We start from the raw sequence: 17,520 nt of genomic DNA, 5'->3' as shown, positions 1-17,520 counted from the left end.
ATGCCGTACGAGTGGTCGGCCCCGCCCGCTACGAGCTTGCGCAGAAAGATGATCTCGCCGTCGTGCTCCTGCACCTGGATGCGGTAGTTGCGCACGCGATCCAGGCGCTCCGCCAGCGCGTTCAGTTCGTGGTAGTGCGTGGCAAAGAGCGTCCGCGCGGCCACCTCGGGCTGCTCATGTAGGTACTCGACCAGCGCCCAGGCAATCGACAGCCCGTCGAACGTGCTCGTCCCGCGCCCCACCTCGTCAAGCAGAATGAGTGAGCGCGACGTGGCGTTGTTCAGGATGTTCGCGGTCTCGTTCATCTCGACCAGGAACGTACTCTCGCCTGCTGCTAAGTTGTCGGAGGCGCCCACCCGCGTAAAGATGCGGTCGACCACGCCGATGCGGGCAGCGTCAGCAGGAACGAACGCACCGATCTGTGCCAGCAGCACGATGAGTCCCGTCTGGCGCAGGGCCACGCTCTTCCCGGCCATGTTGGGTCCGGTAATGATGAGCACCTGCTGCGAATCTGGATCTACGCGCACGTCGTTGGGGATGAACGCCTCGCCGGCCTGCAGCGAGCGCTCCACCACCGGATGCCGCCCCGCCTCAATGTCGATCACGAGGCTGTCGTCGACGGTCGGCTGCACGTAGTTGTGCGTCTCGGCGCCGTAGGCGAGCGACGCAAACACATCCAGGCGCGCCAATTGATGCGCATTGTCCTGGAGGCGCGGCGTGTGCTCGGCGATCACCATGCGCAGCTCGTTGAAGAGCTCATGCTCCAGCTGCTCAATCTTCTCCTCGGCCGTCAGAATCTTCTCCTCGTACTCCTTCAGCTCCGGCGTAATGTAGCGCTCGGAGTTCACCAGCGTCTGCTTGCGGATGTAGCGGTCGGGCACCTTCTCGGTGTGGGTGTTTGTGACCTCAATGTAGTAGCCGAACACCTTGTTGAACCCGACTTTGAGCGACGGAATGCCCGTGCGCTCGGACTCCTCCTGCTCCATATCGGCCACCCACTGCTTGCCCGACGAGGCCACCTGCCGCAGCTCGTCGAGTTCGTCGCTGTAGCCATCGCGGATGAGTCCGCCCTCGCTTATTTTCGCGGGCGGGTCGTCGACGAGGGCTTCCTGGATGCGATCGACCACGTCCGGGCAGAGCGTCAGGGCGTCGTTCAGGGATGCCAGCGCTTCGCATCCGGTATCCGTGACAAACGGCTTGAGCCGCGGGAGCTGCTTGAGCGTGAGCTTGATCGCAATGAGATCGCGGGGCCGTGCGCGTCCGGTGGCTACTTTGCTGGCGAGACGCTCCAGGTCGCCCACCTGTGCCAGCTCCTCACGCAGATCGGCGCGGCCCGTCTGCGCATCCACCCAGTGCGCTACGGCGTCTTGTCGTGTCTGGATGGCTTCCACGTCGCGCAGCGGACGCACCAACCACGAGCGCAGGAGCCGCGCGCCCATCGGGGTCTGCGTCGTATCCAGCATGTCGATGAGCGCACCCTCCGCATCCTCCTGCATGGGGCGCACCAGCTCCAGGTTGCGCTTGGTTTCGGCATCGAGGGCGATGTGCTCATCCTGCTCGTACCGCTGAATCCGCCGGATATGCGGCACCGACCCTTTCTGCGTCTCCTGCAGGTAGTGCAGCACCGCGCCCGCCGCCACGAGCCCGGTGTCCATGTGCTCTACGCCAAAGCCTTTGAGCGAGTGCGTATCGAAGTGCTGCGTGAGGGTTTCGTAGGCGAAGTCATAGCCAAAGACCCAGTCCTCTTGCGGCGTAACGGCCACCTCCTTCGCCATACGATCGGGCACGCGCCCCTTCTGACGCTTATCGACGAGGATCTCGGAGGGGGCAATGGACTGCAAGAGCGGGAGCACATCCGGCGCGGGCACTTCGGTGACGGCAAACTCGCCGGTCGTCGCATCCAGAAAGGATACGCCGGCGGTATCGCCGTTCCAGTGCACGGCAGCCACGTAGGTGGACTGCTTCGGATTCAGCAGCTGGTCGCGGAACGACACGCCGGGTGTTACGACCTCCACCACGTCGCGGTCTACGACCTTGCCACTTGAGCTGCTGGCATCCTCGATCTGCTCGCAGATCGCCACGCGCAGTCCCGAGCGGATCAGCTTGGGCAGGTGGCTATCCACGGAATGATGCGGAAAGCCTGCCATCGGCACGTCGTCGGCCTCGCCGTTGTTGCGGGTCGTCAGCGTAATCCCCAGAATGCGGCTCACCGTTTTCGCATCCTCGTCGAACGTCTCGTAGAAATCGCCCATGCGAAAGAGGAGTACGGCTTTCGGATGGCGCTCTTTGATGCCGTAGTACTGCCGCATCAGCGGCGTGCGGCCTTTCTTAGTGGAGGTTGCCATAGGAGGATGCGCAGCGGATCAGCCCAAACAGAACGACGAAGCGGCCCGTGGCGATGCGGGGCCGTATGCTTAAGATACAAAACCTATCGGATGACGTGCCGAACTGCAACGACGCCCCTATCCCACACCGTGAAAATCGCCGGAGGATCGGGCCTGTGGGGAGGAGAACGTGAGATGGACCGGAAAGGACACGGCTCTCCATCCGACGCGCGGGGAGCTGGCAGCAGGGCGAGAAGGGGGCGCCTACGAGTCGGGGCAGGCGACGGAGGCGCGGCGTAGCTCGATGGCTCGGTGCATTACGGGAAGCAGAAGACCGGGCGCATCCAAAAAGTGGAGTTCTTGCAAAACATAACACTGTTAACTATGTTAGTGTTGTAACTTAACGGTGTTAACTGCACGCCAAAGCGCTCAAAACCGAGCGCAACGGGGAGTCGCTGTCTTGTCTGATTATGAATGAGGTGATCTTATGGAACCACTTGTAGAATTTTTTGCCACCGCTCCGCTCTGGGGCATCGGCGCGGGCGTTGTGCTCGTTGCCTTTGTGCTCGGGTTCACCGGAGCACCGCTCTGGACGTGGGCCATTGCGGGTGCTGTTGGACTGCTTGGCGCCGACGTAGGGCTGGCGGTCTGGATTCCGTACCTGGCGCTGGTAGCGCTTTTTAACGTACCGCCGCTGCGCCGACTTCTGTCTGGAGCCGTAATGCGTACGATGGAAGCGCTTCAATTCCTGCCGGCGATCTCAGAGACCGAGCAGACGGCCATCGACGCCGGTACGGTGTGGATGGATGCGGAGCTCTTCTCGGGCAAGCCGGATCTGAAGAACACGCTCGACCAGCCTTTTTCGGAGCTGACCGATAAGGAGCAGGCGTTTCTGGAGGGGCCCGTGGAGGAGCTCTGCGAGATGGTCGACGACTGGGAGATTCATCAGCGCGGCGATCTGCCGGAGGAGGCGTGGGCGTATCTGAAGGAAAAAGGCTTCTTTGGCATGCTCATTCCGGAGTCGTATGGCGGGCTCGACTTCTCGGCGGAGGCGCGCAGCGCGGTCGTGGAGAAGCTGGGGACGCGCTCGCTGCCGCTGTCGATTTCGGTGATGGTGCCGAACTCGCTGGGTCCGGCTGAGCTGCTCCTGCACTACGGCACCGAGGCGCAGCGCGACCACTACCTGCCCAAGCTGGCCAGCGGAGAGCTGCTGCCGGCGTTTGCGCTCACCGAACCCAATGCGGGGTCGGATGCGGGCGCCATGACCTCAAGCGGAGAGGTCTTCCGCGACGAGGATGGCGAGCTGAAGATTCGCCTGAACTGGGAGAAACGCTACATCTCGCTTGCCGCCATCGCAGGCGTGCTCGGGCTCGCCTTTAAGCTGCGCGATCCGGAGAACTTGCTTGGCAAGGGGGAAGACCTCGGCATCACCTGCGCCCTCGTGCCGACCGACCTTGACGGTGTGAAGCTTGGGCGCCGCCACGATCCGCTTGGCATTGCGTTCTACAACTGCCCGACCGAGGGCGAGGACGTAGTCGTGCCGATCGATGCGATTATTGGCGGCAAAGACGGGGCCGGCAAAGGCTGGGGCATGCTCATGGATGCGCTCTCGGCCGGACGTGGCATTATGCTGCCGGCGCAGGCCACCGGCGGCGTGAAGTACTGCACCCGCGTGGCCGGCGGCCATGCGGCCGTGCGCGAGCAGTTCGGACTGCCGATCGGCAAGTTCGAAGGCATCGAGGAGCCGCTGGCACGCATGTCGGGCTACTCATATATGCTCGAAGCGGCACGCAAGTACACCAACGGCGCGGTCGACAACGGCGAGAAGCCGTCGGTCGTATCCGCCATTGCCAAGTACCAGTTCACCGAGCTGCAGCGCGATGCGGTGAACGACGCGATGGACGTGCTCGCCGGAAACGGTATTTCGCGCGGCCCGAAGAACCTGATGGCGAATGCCTACACCGGCGTGCCGATCAGCATTACGGTAGAGGGCGCAAACATCCTGACCCGTACCATGATGATCTTCGGGCAGGGCGCGATTCGCTGCCATCCGTACGCGCTCAAAGAGATTGAAGCGCTCATGGAAGGCGATGTAAAGGCATTCGACAACGCCTTTTGGCCCCATATCGGGCATGTGGTTCGAAACGGATTCCGAGCGTTCGGGCTGAGCCTGACCCGCGGCCGCCTGGCCTCGTCGCCTGTGAACGGTCCCGCAGCGAAGTACTACCGCAAGCTCGCATGGGCCTCAGCCAGCTTCGCCTTCTGGGCGGACGTGGCGATGGGGACCCTCGGCGGTGGTCTGAAGCGGAAGGAGAAGATTACCGGACGCTTTGCGGATGTGCTCTCGTGGATGTACATGGCAACGGCTACGCTGGCGCGTTTCGAGAAAGAAGGGCGTCCGAAGGAGCAGGAGCCGTTCCTGCACTGGTCGCTGCAGTTCGCGTTCGCGCGCATCGAAGAGGCCTTCGAAGGGCTCTACACGAACCTGAAAGTGCCCGGACTGACGTGGGCGCTGCGCGGCATCATTGCGCCATGGTCGCGCTTCAACACGATCGGCTCGGATCCGTCTGACGATCTTGGACACACCATCGCGCGTGCCATCCAGCAGAAAGACGGTGCCCGCGAGTGGCTCACGAAAGGCGTGTATACCAACACCGACCCGAGCGATCCGATCGGGCAGCTGGAGCATGCGTTTGAGTTGAGCCGCGAGGCTTACCACGTGGGGCAGACCATCAAAGACGCGGTGCGCAGTGGCGACCTGCCGAAGAAGCGTCCGCTTGCGCTGCTTGACGAAGCGCTTGAGAAGGGCATCATCAGCCAGGACGACTACGACCTGGTGCAGCGTGCCGAGGCCGCGAAGGCCCAGTACGTGAAGGTCGACTCGTTTACGCTTGACGAGTACCGCTCCAGCATCACCCTGCCGGGCGCGCCCCGCGGCGACGGAGCCCCGGCTCCAAAGACCGCAGGCGACGGCGCTCCGGCGGCCACGCCAAGCGACCCCGAAACGGCGTAACGGCCACCCATCGTGCATGTGCGTTCGTGCACGGTTTCCTCGACGGGAAGCAGCCCGGTCCATCCCCGATGGATCGGGCTGTTGTGTGTTAGTACATGTCAGGGGGATGCGGACGCGCACTCCAAGTTCGCAGTTGGTAACCCCTCAAGCGATGTTTGGCCGGATCCGGACGGCGATTGACGTCCCTGTGGGCTAAGCGCTAAACGAGTGAATGCGAACTTGCGCCCGTCAGTACCCCGCGACCCGACATCGCCTTCTGATGTCTGCACAGTAGCCTTCAATGATGACCCGGAGCATTCCATCTATCGCATGCTGCTCTTCTGCAGCGCTGCTCTTCTGCAGCCCTCTACACTGCTACCACCTTGAGCAAAGCGAAGCTGAATCCCGATACGGGTGAGGCGAGATCCTGTATCAGGTTCGGGACAGAGGAACGCCTGCCCCAGAGATGTAGGTAGAAGTGCGCCCGTCTACAACGAAGCCCACATTCAGTAGAGCCAACGCAGCACATTCAGTACAGCGCGCTTAATACAGCGAGGTCGACAGGATCACCCCGAAGCGCCACGAGGCAACGCTGCGGCTGGGGTCCTGGGCACGTTCCCACGGCTCGGCGTTACGGAAAGTATCGCTCACGTTCCAGGCCGTGAAAAAACCGGGCTGCACCACCGGTACGCCCGCAATATGTACGGTAGCCGAGAGGTCGTGGCGGCTGTTGGCGCCGTATGAGCCCCGCGCCGTCAGATTCGCGTATCCGGTAAAGCCAAGCCCCAGAAGGATCGTGTCGCCCTCATACCAGAGCTGCGAGCTGTACTGGTTGAAGATATCCCGGTCCACGCGGGGCATGCTGGGCTCACGTGCCCGTTCGGTCGAGTGGGCATAGAAGGCCCCGGCACGCACCCGCAGGCTGAGCGTACGCGTAAACGCCAGACGCGCATTGCCCGCCAGAGCAATCATGCCGCCCTCGGGCAGAAATGCACCCGGACGCCCCACCTCGGCGTGCTGGCCCAATACGGCGGTCGTTGTATTGTCGGATAGGGGGATGCGCCCGCCCACCTCGATCATGATCGGGGAGAAGCGAGGGGTAAGCGCCAGCCCGATGTACGGGTTTCCGATCTGCGTGTCTGAGATGTCCTCGGGTGTGCTGGTGTTAAGGTAGGCCACCGGAAACTCGGTCACCAGCTCGGTGCCACGGGTCAGCGATACGGTCCCCGTAAAGAAATACGCCCCAGACAGCCCGTCAACGTCCCGTACGTCTGGCTGTACGGCTTCAACGCCAAACTGCATGGGCTGATACGGGGGGAGCCACAGATGCTGTGCCTCGGTGGTGCGGGGCAAGAGCAGGCTGCCTATAAAGAGCATGCCCAGCACAGGAAGCATCCAGGAGCGCGAAGAAGAGAGGGGCCAGTTCATGGTCGCTATCGAGGTCGAAACGGCAGTATCGGTCGGCTATAGTTGTAGAGATGTAATAGAACGCAGCGTTTGGGCGGATGCAACCCGCGCAAGCGCCTCCCGTGCAGAAGTCGTTAGAACTCCACATGGGCCGTCGGTATACAAAGCTACTATGTAACGCATCTGTTCACAAATCGGCATACGGCCCATGCTCCATACGCAGAATGCTGCTCCGCCCGCCCCTGCTCCCTTTGCCGCACGCAGGCAACAGATCGAAGCGCTGCGCGGCCAGTTTACGGGACTCAACACGCCCTACCCCCGTGCCGACGGCACCACCGGACCCCGTGTCTATCTCGACAGTGCGGCGTCGAATCTGCGGTTTCAGGGCGCGGAGGCGGTCGTTGACGAGGCGATGCAGCACTACGCCAATACGCATTCGCACCTGCACCACGGGGCGCGCATCATGACCGAAGCCTACAAGCAGGCTCATGAAACCGTGCGCCAGTTTGTCGGAGCCCCCGAGACCCATACAGCGATCTTCTGTGGCACCGGCGTAACGGGCGGACTCAACCGCATGGCGCGCGTGCTCGCGGCGCAGCGTCCGGAGCGCGACGTAGCTATCACGACGCTCATGGAGCACCACGCCAACGATCTCCCGCATCGCAAGCACATGCGCGAGGTAGTGCACGTGCCGCTGGAGATGGACCCCGATGGTAACGCCGGGCGCGTAGATATGCATGCGCTGCGCACAGCCATCAAGGAGCATGGCGACCGGCTCAACTACGTGGCCGTGACCGCCGCATCCAACGTAACCGGTGTGGTGAACCCGGTCCACGAAATCGCAGCGCTGGCTCATGAGGTTGGGGCGCTCTGCGTGGTCGATGCCGCGCAGTCCGCCGCCCACCTGCCTATCTCTGTTGCTGGAGCGGCTCCAAACGAGGCGCTCGACGTCGTGTGCCTGAGCGGACATAAGATCTATGCGCCAGGCAGTCCGGGCGTGATCATAGCACGCAAGGATCTCTTCGAACGCCACGAGCCGGAGGTCGTTGGCGGGGGCATCGTCGAGTTTGTGGATGCGAAACGCTACGACGTAACCCCGAGCCTGCCGGAGCGCGAAGAGGCGGGCACGCCTAACTTGCCAGGATCGCTGCTTCTGGGCGCTACGCTTCGCATCCTGCAGCGCGTGGGCATGGACGCGGTCGAGGCCGACGAGCAGGCGCTTACGCAGTACGCGATGAGCGCCCTTAACGCCTTGCCCGGTCTTACGATCTACGGCTCGCACCGCCTGGAGGTCGCAGAGCGCATCGGGGTCATCACGTTCAACCTGCACGACCTGCCGCATGGACTCGTAACCGCCGCGCTGAATGATTATTTCGGCATTGCGGTGCGCAACGAGTGTTTCTGCGCGCAGCCGTTCGTGCGGCAGCTTCTGGGTATTGCGGATGCGAAAGGCATCGCGCCATCCGACTGTACCGATGCATGCAGCACCCGCGCACAGCCTGGCATGGTGCGCATCTCGTTCGGACTCTACAACACCGAGTCCGATGTCGACGCAGCCGTAGAAGCGCTGCAAGACCTGACGTCGCGTCCCGATTGGTACCGCGAGCGCTACCGGCCCGTGGGCGATGGCAGCGGCGACTGGGTACATACCGAGTTTGAGGCGCCTCCTGCAGCACAGTTCGATCTCCTGGATGCATCCGACCGTTGGTTGGATGCAAACGCACCCACATCCTCCTGATGGAGGCGTTATGTCGGGCCTGAGAAGAGGTGCAGCCATGCAAGCCTGGCGAAGACGAGAGCACATAATGCGCACAATGGAGGAGTATCACGCGTAGCATGACCAACGCTCCGAGTCACCTCATGACATACGGGTCGCTGATGCAAGCAACCGGCATGCAGCAGAAGCTGGGGGTGGCGCCGCAGCTTGCGTTTGAGGCGCCGTGCCACGTGCACGGCCGCCTGTACGATCTGGGCGACTTTCCTGGGGCGGTGCCCGTGCAAGAAGGGGCCGGAGACGATGAAGACGCTACCGTGCAGGGGGAGCTATACCGCCTGCGCAGCACAAATGTGCTTACGCGTATCGACCAGTACGAAGGGTACGACCCGAACCGCGAGTCCGCGTCGCTGTTTGTACGGCGCCCCGTCATCGCGAAGCCCATGGACATACGGGCATGGATCTACTGGTACAACGGTTCTGTAGACGGCGTGCCGGTCGTCGAGTCGGGCCAGTGGCCTGCCGGACACCAGGGCGCCGCGTAGCTTGCGTTCGCTCCCATTGCTTTTTTGCTGCATGAATACCCTTCTTGCTCTCGAAACCGCCGATACAACCTGTGGTGTGGCTGTGTGGCACGACGGAGAATGCCAGGCCGAAGCGCACATCCACCGTCCGCGTGTACATGCTGCACGGCTTACTCCGCTCATTGAAGAGACCCTCGATCACGCCGACGTAGCGGCCTCTCAGGTAGAGGCGGTCGCCGTATCTGCTGGACCGGGGTCGTACACGGGGCTCCGCATCGGCATGAGTAGTGCAAAAGGGTTCGCGATGGCGGTGGGCTGCCCGCTTGTAACGGTGCCCACGCTTGAGGCGGCAGCGCATGCGCTTGCTCCCTGGGCCTCCCCCGGCGATATGGTTGTAGCTGCGCTTGACGCGCGCCGCAACGACGTGTTTGCAGCAGCATATATCGCGACCGACGTTGCCGGCGGCTCCATTACCCCCATTCCTACGCATGAGGCATGGACAGAGGCCGTAGAGGCAGGGCCGTATGGCGTCGACGATCTGGCGGATGCGGTTGAGCAGCAGTTGCACGGCAGCATCACCCTGTGGTACACGGGGCCCGGCGCGGCAAAGGCAGCAGCCCCCCTGCAGATGCGCACCGAAGAGACGAGAGCCCATGAGGCCAGGGGCCGTGGAATGGAAGAGCACGCCATGCCCAATAATAAAAATGATAAAACCGGGCAGTCCCGCAGAGTGCGCGTCGCTCCCTCTGAGCACAGACGTCTATCTGCGCGCGAGGTGGCCCGGCGTGGCATCGCACGGGCTCAGCAAGGCGCCCTGCAAGACCCCTGCGATGTGGAACCGGCGTACCTGAAAGCCTTTCATGGCACACCACCCGCTAAATCAGTATAAATCCTGCAGCAGGCGGTAGACACCGTACTGATTAGGTTGTATACTGCCCACGTACTCACTCTCACTGACATACTCTTGGCATGGCTTGGTTTCACCGCAAGAAAGCGGGCATCCTCACAAAGCGCGACGACCAGAATGAAGTCCCTGAAGGACAATGGGTGAAGTGCCCCAAAACGGGTGAGATCGTGAATCGTCGCGAAGTGGAGGATAATCTCTATGTGTTTCCCGGGTCGGGCTATCATTTCGGGATGAGCAGCCATCGCTACTTCGACCTGCTCTTTGACGACGATACGTACACCCGGCACGACACGGATCTGTATTCGACCGACGTACTGGACTTTGAGGACCGAAAGCCATACACGCAACGCCTGGAAAAAGCCCAGAAGAAGACCGGTCAGAACGAAGCCGTGCAGTCGGCTACCGGTCCGGTAGGCGGTTACACGACGTCAATCGCCGCCATGGATTTCTCGTTCATCGGGGGATCGATGGGCTCAGTTGTCGGCGAGATCATCGCGCGAGCGATAAAGCGGGCGTACACCAACGGGTATCCGCTCATCACCATTACGCAGAGCGGGGGGGCTCGCATGATGGAGGGCGCGTTGAGCCTGATGCAGATGGCAAAAACGAGCGCCCACCTCACGCGTCTGGAAGAGGCCGGGCTGCCGTTTATCTCTATTCTAACGCATCCCACCACCGGCGGCGTAACGGCTTCGTTTGCGATGCTGGGCGACTTTCACATTGCAGAGCCCGAGGCTCTGATCGGGTTCGCCGGGCCACGTGTCATCCGCGAAACCATTGGGTCGGATCTTCCTGAAGGATTTCAGCGCTCCGAGTTTCTACTTGAGCAGGGATTCGTAGACATGGTCGTTGACCGGCGCCAGCTGCAGCGCCGCGTCATCGCACTGCTTGACCTGATTATGGAAGATAAGCAAGCCGCATAGTTCATGCTGAACAGCTTAAGCGCCACAGTGCGCGCCTCGCGCGATATCTTCTGTTGGCTTTTCTTGGCGCGGTAGCTTCTACCCCTGAAGAGCTGTGGCCGGACTATGATCGTGTTTCAGGCGAGCCGGACGGCACAGGCGGGGTGTCGACGGTGATCGAAGAAAGCGGAATCGCAGCCGAGTCGCCCCGTGTTGGGGACGGCGTTTTCGGGTCGTCGCCGTTACCGGGCGGTGGTCCATCGCCTGAGTCGGAGCGGCCCGTGCCACTTTCGCCCATGCCCAGCAGCACAGGCGCAAGGATGCACGCAAAGACAAGCGTTGGAATCACAACAAAGGCGAAGAAAGTCATGGGGTGTACCGCCGTTTGCAGGGGAGTGAAATTGTTACTGTGAAGTGTTTACGTCGAGTGAAGCCATCCGTTCATATTAGTGCGCGTAGATTCTACTTTGTTACGACATTTGTTCCGTATCCGACAGAAAAAAGTATAGCGCACTACCTCGTCTCTCGTTAACTGACTCGTCTCCATTATTATGAACGACTCCAACGCATCTCAAAAAGGCACGTCTCAGCAAGACGTATCGCAGCAGAGCGCAGCGCCACAGAGCGCGTCTGAGTGGGTTGAGCGCGCCGCTGAGCACACGGAAGAAGCGATTGCATATATGAAGCAGTTCGGGGTTGAGCCTGAAGGACACATTCGTCCGTTCCTTCCGCCCGATACCCGTCAGGCGTCGATCAACCGTATCCCCTACACGCACAACGTGAAGCAGCAGGTGGTCTATGAGACCGAGCCTGGCGAGTTTTCGGCCCGCTGCCCGTTCTCGGGACTGCCCGATTTCGGAACAGTGCGTGTTGAGTATGTGCCTGGCGACTGGATTCTGGAGCTGAAGAGCTTAAAGTATTACTTCGTGTCATGGCGCGATATCGGCGCGGCTCAAGAGGATATTACCGCTATTGTCTTTGAGGATATCATGGCGGAGCTTGCCAATCCGGAGTATCTCGTTGTCGAGACCGTGTATAATGTGCGAGGGGGCATCAACACCACCTGCACGGCGGACAGCCGCTCGCAATGATACTGCTCGCAATAATATTAAGCGCGGATTGATAGCCTCCCTCAGTCTCTCTGTTTGCACAAATCCCTGTATCCTGCTGCCGGGTCTTTTAAATCTGTTATTGCAAGAAGCGCATTCAAAAATGAGATAGAGGAGCTCGAAACCAAAGAAAAAACCTTTTACCGGCCTTCAAACCGTCGGAGGATGCCCCCGCGTCTGGTGTGATGGGCGATTGCGGATGTTGCAAAAGTATTGTTTATTGAAGAGAGTTAAAGTGCGCATCCCATAATCAATACAGGGGCTCAACATGAAAGATACATCTGCTGTATTCTGTGCAATCATGTCTCGCGTTGTAGCCAGTTTCGTCATTGGCCTTGCCCTTGTGATGAGCGGGTGCATGAGCATGGAGCACCATATCTCGCTCCGTGCGGACGGAAGCGGTACCGTAACCGAACGCTTTGAGCTCAATCCAGTCGCCACTGAGATGATGCGGGGTATGGCGCAGAGCATGGCGTCAAGTGAAAGTGGCGAAGAGCATCCGCCGCTCTTTTCAGAGGCAGATGCCCAGGAGCGGGCCAACAAGCAGCCTGGTTTGTCTCTCATTTCGGTAACGCTTCTGGAGGGTACGCGGGGCGGCACGTCGGGCTACGAGGCCGTGTATGGCTTCGAAGACATCAACCAGATCGCGGCCGGGATCAATCTTGACCAGGCTGCGCCCGACGAGATGGCATCGAACCTGCCTGCAAAAGAAGGAAACGGGTCGCTTCTGTCGGATATGGACCTCACCTTCATGCCCGGCTCCCCAGCCGAACTGCTGCTACGTATGCCGCCTGAAGACGAACAAGCTGAAGAGGAACTGCGCGCGATGCCCGAAGCAACGCCCGCAGAGAATGAGGAGATGGCGTTCATGGTGCAGCAGATGATGCAAGGCGTGCGGGTCGTAGTCTCGGTCGAGGTCGAGGGCGCAATTCTCGACACCAATGCGAGCCTGCGCGACGGCAATCGCATCGTGCTCTTCGACTTGGACTTCGACCGGCTTCTGGAAGAGGATAGCGAGGAGGCAATCTTGTTTATGGATCGCGCGATGAACGATGAGGGCGGTTCGCTCTCGGCAGAGCAGCTGAACAGCATCCCTGGGTTTTCTGCAGAGACAAACCGCGAGGTGTTCATTCGCTTTGAGTAGCCTACAGCACTGCCCTGCAAGCCGCTTGCTCAGGACGGGTTGGCGTGATACGCGTAAAGCGCAGTGAACAATGCGTGGCAGCATGCGTCAAGCGTATTCCTATTCGAATGCACAATAGCCGACCCAACCATGTCTCAGGTTGCTGAACGCGCGCGCCGCCGTGCCATGATGTGGAGCCTTTCGGTGGCGGTGCTTATGCTGGCCGGAAAGTCGCTGGCAGCCTGGCTCACGGGCAGTGCTGCGATCTTCTCGGATGCGATCGAATCGGCCATCCACCTCGTGGCCACCGGATTTGCAGGGTTCAGCCTCTGGTACGCGTCTACGCCACCTGATCAAGGACATCCGTACGGACATGGCAAGATCGCCTACTTTGCAGCTGCATTTGAGGGGCTTCTGATTGCAGCGGCGGCCGTCGTCATTGCCTGGGTTGCTATCGAAGACCTAATCCGCGGTCCAGAGCTTCAGCAACTCGACGCCGGCCTGGCCATCATCGCAACGCTGACGCTTGTCAATGGCGGGCTGGGATGGTACCTGATCCGTACCGGGCGGAAATACAACAGCCTGGTGCTGATCTCGAACGGTCAGCACGTGCTCACCGACATGTGGACGAGCCTCGGTGTGCTCGTAGGAGTGGGGCTGGTGCGGCTTACAGGCGTTCTGTGGCTCGATCCGGTGGCAGCCCTTGTAGTAGCGGCTAATATTCTGTGGACCGCTGGCACGCTGCTGCGCCGTTCGCTTGGCGGACTCATGGACCGGGCCGATACGCATACTACCTACCGGGTGTTGGAGGTGCTTAACGCAGCGGTTGAAGACGAGACTGTAGCGAACTACCACCAGGTGCGTCACCGCCGCAGCGACGATCAGCTGTGGGTTGAGTACCATCTCATGTTTCCTGGAGAGATGTCGGTGCGTGAGGCGCATGCTCGCTCGCACGACGTGGAAGCCGCCCTGCATGAGGAGTTTCCGGACGACCAGGTGCGCGTAACAGCGCACCTGGAGCCGCGTAGGCACCGCGACGCCCACCCGCCCGACCACACCGAGCCAAGCGATCCACTCCACGAACTCTCGCGTTAACCGGGCAGGTCCGTTGGCGCATGGCTACGTGCCTGGGAGACCTTGCAGCGTGGATCCTGGAATCACAGATCGCAATCTCGCAATCTGTGAGATGGGCATAAACAAAAACAGGGGTACTCCAAGCGGGAGTACCCCTGCTATACGACATGTTATACGACACCGGTCGTGCCGAAAACTGTCATTCCGGCTCTATGCCGAGCAGCTTAGCTTACAAGCTCTGCATCGAGTTCGATGGATACGCCGGCAAGGGCTTTTGAGACTGGGCAGCCCTCTTTGGCAGCCTGGGCATGCTCGCTAAAGGTATCGGCATCAAGACCGGGTACCTGCCCCTTGCATGTCAGTTTAATCGTCGTAATAGTCGGGGCGCCATCGATCATCTCCAGCGACACGTCGGCAGTTGTGGTCACATCTTCGGGCGTATGCCCGGCTTCGGCAAGCATGTTTGAGAGCGCCATCGAGTAGCAGCCGGCGTGGGCGGCCCCGATGAGCTCTTCTGGACTGGTTTCGTTGTTGCCCTCAAAGCGCGACTCGAATGAATAGCCACCGCCGATGGCGCCGGTCTTTCCTTTGAAGGTGCCGACTCCCTCTTGAAGATCGCCGTTCCAGGTTGCTTCTGCGGAATGTACAGGCATAGCAGATAAGGTCTTGTTAGAAAGTAGGTAATGATGACTACGCAGAGGCACCGGTCGTTTGCAGAAACCGTTCCATCGAGCCCGAAACGGGGTCGTTATATCGGCGCACATCGACCGGTGCAGCGTAGCCGTGGTAGTTTGTTGTGGCGTGTAGTGTCACAACAGCATCTTACGACGATCGCTACGACGACATAACATTGCCGTTTGCGTCGACCCGGTCCATGTGAATATCCATCTGCGGGAACGGAATGCCGATATCGGCTGCATCAAGCTCGTACTTGATGACGCGCGCCATCTCGTCGCGTACGCGGGGCAGGTCGCCGAATCCGCTCGGACGGATCCACACGCGCACCTCCCAGTCGATCGAAGAGTCGCCGAGTCCGGTAAGCAGCACCTGCGTGCCGCGTTCTTCGATGCGCTCGTCGATGCGCTCAGCAGCGCGCTTCAGCACAGTGCGGGCCTCGTCGATATCAGCAGGGTAGTCGGTGCCCACGGCGCAGGCGACCCGCAGCTCATCGTTGTAGAGCACATTGCGAATGCTGGAGCCAAATACGTCACTGTTTGGGATAATGACGAGCTGGTTGTCCATAGTGTTCAAACGCGTGTAGAAAAGCTGAATGTCGCGCACGCGTCCGCGCTCGCCCGCTACCTCAACAACATCATCGACATCGAACGGGCGAAAAATGAGCAGCATTACGCCGGCCGAGAAGTTGGCGAGTGTGCCTTGCAGGGCGAGGCCAACGGCAAATCCAGCCGCAGCCAGAATAGCAATGAAGCTGGCCATCTCAACGCCTATTGTGCTCAGCGCTGCCAGCACTGCCAGTACGATAATCACATAGTAGATCAGGTTGCCGGCGAAGCGGGCCAGCGTCTTGTCGTACTTGGGCTTATCAAGCATCGCGCGAATGGCATCGCGCAGGCGTCCGGCGATCCATTTCGCAATAAGAAAGATGAGGATACCGCCAACGAGGCGACCACTGTAGTCAATGATCGTCTCAAGCGTAATCTGATCGAGCAGTCCTTCCATGGGGTATAGGGCAGTTGGGCAAAGATAAACGCTGATACACCAAAGTTAACAGAACCTGAGCCATTATCAACCCAGATATCTGTCCGTTCGGTGTTGAAACGTATATTTAAAGAAATAACGCGGGTAACGGGTGGACAGCTTCAGACGTTAGAACGGCCGAGAATGCGTTCCCAGAAGCGCGCCAGCAGCTCGGTATCCGCCTGCATATCAGGGCGCTCTTTCTCAAAGCCGACAACTCGACCGGTAGCCGGATCGCGCTCCAGGCGAAACGTGAAGATCGGCTCTCCATCGGGACCAATGCCCATGTCAGACCGCCCGAATCGTAGGTCGTGCACGTAGAGGGTGCCATCGCTTCCCTCCGACACGCTGTAGTATCCGCGCGAAAACCAGCGTAGCCGTTCCAGTGCGCGCGAGTCGGGCAGGTCGCTGAGCAGATCATGCCGTTTGGGAATGCGCTCAAACGAGACAGGGGGCGTAGTGTCGAAGTGCGAGTAGGAGCCCACGTAGAACGCGTCGTCGGTCTCGCCAATAGCCTGCCAGAGTATATTGTTGAAGGCGGTGGGACGCGTGAACGTGCGTTCTACTTCAATCCCTGCATTCTCAAACCCCTCACGTAAGTTCTGTTCTGCAAGGAGTTTGCTTGGAATCGTGAGCATCAGGTAGAGCGTGCTGAGCGCGAGTCCGGCGACGTTAGCCCAGTAGCGCAGGCGGTCGGTTGGGGCGCGCCGCCACGCCACGAAGAGGCCCGCAAGTAGCGGCACCGTGTAGAGCGGGTCGATAATGAAGATCGTCCCGAAGACGACCGGGTAGTTGCTGAACGGGTAGAAGAGCTGCGTGCCGTACGTCGTGAAGGCGTCCAGCACAGCATGCGTTGAGAGCACCAGTCCCGCCATCAAGGTCCACTGCGCCCAGGGTACGGCGTCTTTCCGGTGCAAGCGATGCATCAGGGTTCCAAAAAGCAGGGCGCCCACTACCCAGAACGTGATGGAGTGGGTAAATCCCCTGTGTATGCCGAGCGCAGTTACGTTCGAGATGAACGGGTTCAAGACAATGTCGAGGTCGGGGACCGTGCCCAACGCGGCTCCCCAGTATATCGCCTTGTCGCCCACGCGCCGCCCAAGCGTCGCCTCGCCAACCGCAGCACCCAGCGCCAGTTGTGTTAGAGAATCCACGCGTTACGTATGTTGCTCCACAGAAAAAATAGGTTGATTGTCAGGTTTCCCTACGAATACGTAGAGAAACGGACCCGTCCGTAAGCGGGTATGCTGTGACGAGTCATTAACGTTTTCTCATAGGCCTCGCTTCGTACATGGAATCGGTTCCTGGTTTTCTGGTGGATGCGCACGTTCGCGACGAACGGGCAGACGATCTCGACGCGCTCATTCGATCGCTCTTTGCACGCCGGCACCTTCGCACAGCAGGTAGCGGACAGCAGCAGATGTGGATGGTCGCTGAGTTTATCCAGCAGATGCGCGCCCGAAGCGCGGTCTTTAAGGCGCTCAGCACGAAGATGGACGGGCCTATTCCGTTTGGAATTGGCCACTGCACAATCAAAGATGGGGCTGTTGAGCAGGTGGCACGTCCGTTGCCGCTTGAGCATCCGAACGTGTTTGCGCGTGTGCTGAGCGAGTTTGTTGCGCCCGGGGCGGTGTGCGGGGTCGAACCTGAAAATGAGGCACCTTACGGATGGCGTATCGACGGTGTCGACGAGCTCACCGCCCTCGACGAGCACGCACTGCGTAGCTACCGCGCCAGCGCGTAGCA

Annotated in this window: 15 protein-coding genes; 9 read left to right on the top strand and 6 right to left on the bottom strand. The window is 60.4% G+C overall.

All coding sequences use genetic code 11. The features are described from left to right. Positions 1 to 2,345, bottom strand: a 2,345-nt coding sequence (gene mutS, locus PPP56_RS05785; RefSeq protein WP_353563087.1) for a DNA mismatch repair protein MutS, incomplete at its 3' end; no start/stop codon positions are given. A gap of 466 nt (positions 2,346 to 2,811) precedes the next feature. Here mutS and PPP56_RS05780 point away from each other — a divergent pair. After that, entirely contained in the window at positions 2,812 to 5,337 is a 2,526-nt protein-coding gene (locus PPP56_RS05780) for an acyl-CoA dehydrogenase (RefSeq protein ID WP_353563086.1), read from the top strand. Positions 5,338 to 5,859: 522 nt separating this feature from the next. Here PPP56_RS05780 and PPP56_RS05775 read toward each other — a convergent pair. Then, a complete protein-coding gene (locus tag PPP56_RS05775; protein WP_353563085.1) occupies positions 5,860 to 6,744 on the bottom strand; it encodes a hypothetical protein in 885 nt (294 codons plus the stop codon). A 187-nt stretch (positions 6,745 to 6,931) separates the two neighbouring features. On the opposite strand from PPP56_RS05775, the gene PPP56_RS05770 reads away from it, so the two are divergent. The 4 genes from PPP56_RS05770 to accD all read left to right on the top strand — a co-directional run bounded on the left by PPP56_RS05770 (position 6,932) and on the right by accD (position 10,791). Then, a complete protein-coding gene (locus tag PPP56_RS05770) occupies positions 6,932 to 8,461 on the top strand; it encodes an aminotransferase class V-fold PLP-dependent enzyme (RefSeq protein WP_353563084.1) in 1,530 nt (509 codons plus the stop codon). Between the two features lie 98 nt (positions 8,462 to 8,559). Beyond that, positions 8,560 to 8,982, top strand: coding sequence for a gamma-glutamylcyclotransferase family protein (locus tag PPP56_RS05765; protein WP_353563083.1), 423 nt, complete (start codon positions 8,560 to 8,562; stop codon positions 8,980 to 8,982). A 31-nt stretch (positions 8,983 to 9,013) separates the two neighbouring features. Next, positions 9,014 to 9,850, top strand: a complete 837-nt coding sequence (gene tsaB / locus PPP56_RS05760; protein WP_353563082.1) for a tRNA (adenosine(37)-N6)-threonylcarbamoyltransferase complex dimerization subunit type 1 TsaB — start codon at positions 9,014 to 9,016, stop codon at positions 9,848 to 9,850. 80 nt (positions 9,851 to 9,930) lie between these two features. Continuing rightward, positions 9,931 to 10,791 (top strand): acetyl-CoA carboxylase, carboxyltransferase subunit beta, encoded by an 861-nt coding sequence (gene accD / locus PPP56_RS05755; protein ID WP_353563081.1) that lies wholly within the window; start codon positions 9,931 to 9,933, stop codon positions 10,789 to 10,791. A gap of 103 nt (positions 10,792 to 10,894) precedes the next feature. Here the strand turns inward: accD and PPP56_RS05750 are convergent, their stop codons facing one another. Then, a complete protein-coding gene (locus PPP56_RS05750) occupies positions 10,895 to 11,140 on the bottom strand; it encodes a hypothetical protein (protein WP_353563080.1) in 246 nt (81 codons plus the stop codon). 181 nt (positions 11,141 to 11,321) lie between these two features. Here PPP56_RS05750 and queF point away from each other — a divergent pair, with 181 nt between their 5' ends. From queF to PPP56_RS05735, 3 genes are all read left to right on the top strand, one after another. After that, positions 11,322 to 11,861, top strand: coding sequence for a preQ(1) synthase (queF, locus tag PPP56_RS05745; RefSeq protein ID WP_353563079.1), 540 nt, complete (start codon positions 11,322 to 11,324; stop codon positions 11,859 to 11,861). Between the two features lie 286 nt (positions 11,862 to 12,147). After that, entirely contained in the window at positions 12,148 to 13,023 is an 876-nt protein-coding gene (locus PPP56_RS05740) for a hypothetical protein (protein ID WP_353563078.1), read from the top strand. A gap of 129 nt (positions 13,024 to 13,152) precedes the next feature. Beyond that, the gene (locus tag PPP56_RS05735; RefSeq protein ID WP_353563077.1) at positions 13,153 to 14,097 is read left to right on the top strand and encodes a cation diffusion facilitator family transporter; all 945 of its coding nucleotides are present in this window, start codon (positions 13,153 to 13,155) and stop codon (positions 14,095 to 14,097) included. Between the two features lie 203 nt (positions 14,098 to 14,300). Here PPP56_RS05735 and PPP56_RS05730 read toward each other — a convergent pair whose 3' ends face one another. The 3 genes from PPP56_RS05730 to PPP56_RS05720 form a co-directional block, all read right to left on the bottom strand. Next, positions 14,301 to 14,729 carry an OsmC family protein gene (locus PPP56_RS05730; RefSeq protein ID WP_353563076.1) on the bottom strand — a complete coding sequence of 143 codons (429 nt, stop codon included), beginning with the start codon at positions 14,727 to 14,729 and terminating at the stop codon, positions 14,301 to 14,303. A gap of 181 nt (positions 14,730 to 14,910) precedes the next feature. Further along, positions 14,911 to 15,756 (bottom strand): mechanosensitive ion channel family protein, encoded by an 846-nt coding sequence (locus PPP56_RS05725; protein WP_353563075.1) that lies wholly within the window; start codon positions 15,754 to 15,756, stop codon positions 14,911 to 14,913. A 140-nt stretch (positions 15,757 to 15,896) separates the two neighbouring features. Beyond that, entirely contained in the window at positions 15,897 to 16,928 is a 1,032-nt protein-coding gene (locus PPP56_RS05720; protein ID WP_353563074.1) for a metal-dependent hydrolase, read from the bottom strand. A gap of 137 nt (positions 16,929 to 17,065) precedes the next feature. Between PPP56_RS05720 and PPP56_RS05715 the strand changes: the two genes are divergently transcribed. Further along, positions 17,066 to 17,518, top strand: coding sequence for a hypothetical protein (locus PPP56_RS05715; RefSeq protein ID WP_353563073.1), 453 nt, complete (start codon positions 17,066 to 17,068; stop codon positions 17,516 to 17,518). Positions 17,519 to 17,520 lie beyond the last annotated feature (2 nt).

The sequence above is a fragment of the Longimonas sp. genome (assembly GCF_040409695.1).
Classification (GTDB): Bacteria; Bacteroidota; Rhodothermia; order Rhodothermales; family Salinibacteraceae; genus Longimonas.
Note: the sequence above shows the minus strand (reverse complement) of the source record. Positions and strands in the feature narration are given on the sequence as shown.

Bases quoted from the DNA above. Each gene is read 5' to 3' on its own strand.
- PPP56_RS05780 (WP_353563086.1), top strand. From the start codon at position 2,812: ATGGAACCACTTGTAGAATTTTTTGCCACCGCTCCGCTCTGGGGCATC.
- PPP56_RS05775 (WP_353563085.1), bottom strand. From the start codon at position 6,744: ATGAACTGGCCCCTCTCTTCTTCGCGCTCCTGGATGCTTCCTGTGCTG.
- PPP56_RS05770 (WP_353563084.1), top strand. From the start codon at position 6,932: ATGCTCCATACGCAGAATGCTGCTCCGCCCGCCCCTGCTCCCTTTGCC.
- PPP56_RS05765 (WP_353563083.1), top strand. From the start codon at position 8,560: ATGACCAACGCTCCGAGTCACCTCATGACATACGGGTCGCTGATGCAA.
- tsaB (WP_353563082.1), top strand. From the start codon at position 9,014: ATGAATACCCTTCTTGCTCTCGAAACCGCCGATACAACCTGTGGTGTG.
- accD (WP_353563081.1), top strand. From the start codon at position 9,931: ATGGCTTGGTTTCACCGCAAGAAAGCGGGCATCCTCACAAAGCGCGAC.
- PPP56_RS05750 (WP_353563080.1), bottom strand. From the start codon at position 11,140: ATGACTTTCTTCGCCTTTGTTGTGATTCCAACGCTTGTCTTTGCGTGC.
- queF (WP_353563079.1), top strand. From the start codon at position 11,322: ATGAACGACTCCAACGCATCTCAAAAAGGCACGTCTCAGCAAGACGTA.
- PPP56_RS05740 (WP_353563078.1), top strand. From the start codon at position 12,148: ATGAAAGATACATCTGCTGTATTCTGTGCAATCATGTCTCGCGTTGTA.
- PPP56_RS05735 (WP_353563077.1), top strand. From the start codon at position 13,153: ATGTCTCAGGTTGCTGAACGCGCGCGCCGCCGTGCCATGATGTGGAGC.
- PPP56_RS05730 (WP_353563076.1), bottom strand. From the start codon at position 14,729: ATGCCTGTACATTCCGCAGAAGCAACCTGGAACGGCGATCTTCAAGAG.
- PPP56_RS05725 (WP_353563075.1), bottom strand. From the start codon at position 15,756: ATGGAAGGACTGCTCGATCAGATTACGCTTGAGACGATCATTGACTAC.
- PPP56_RS05715 (WP_353563073.1), top strand. From the start codon at position 17,066: ATGGAATCGGTTCCTGGTTTTCTGGTGGATGCGCACGTTCGCGACGAA.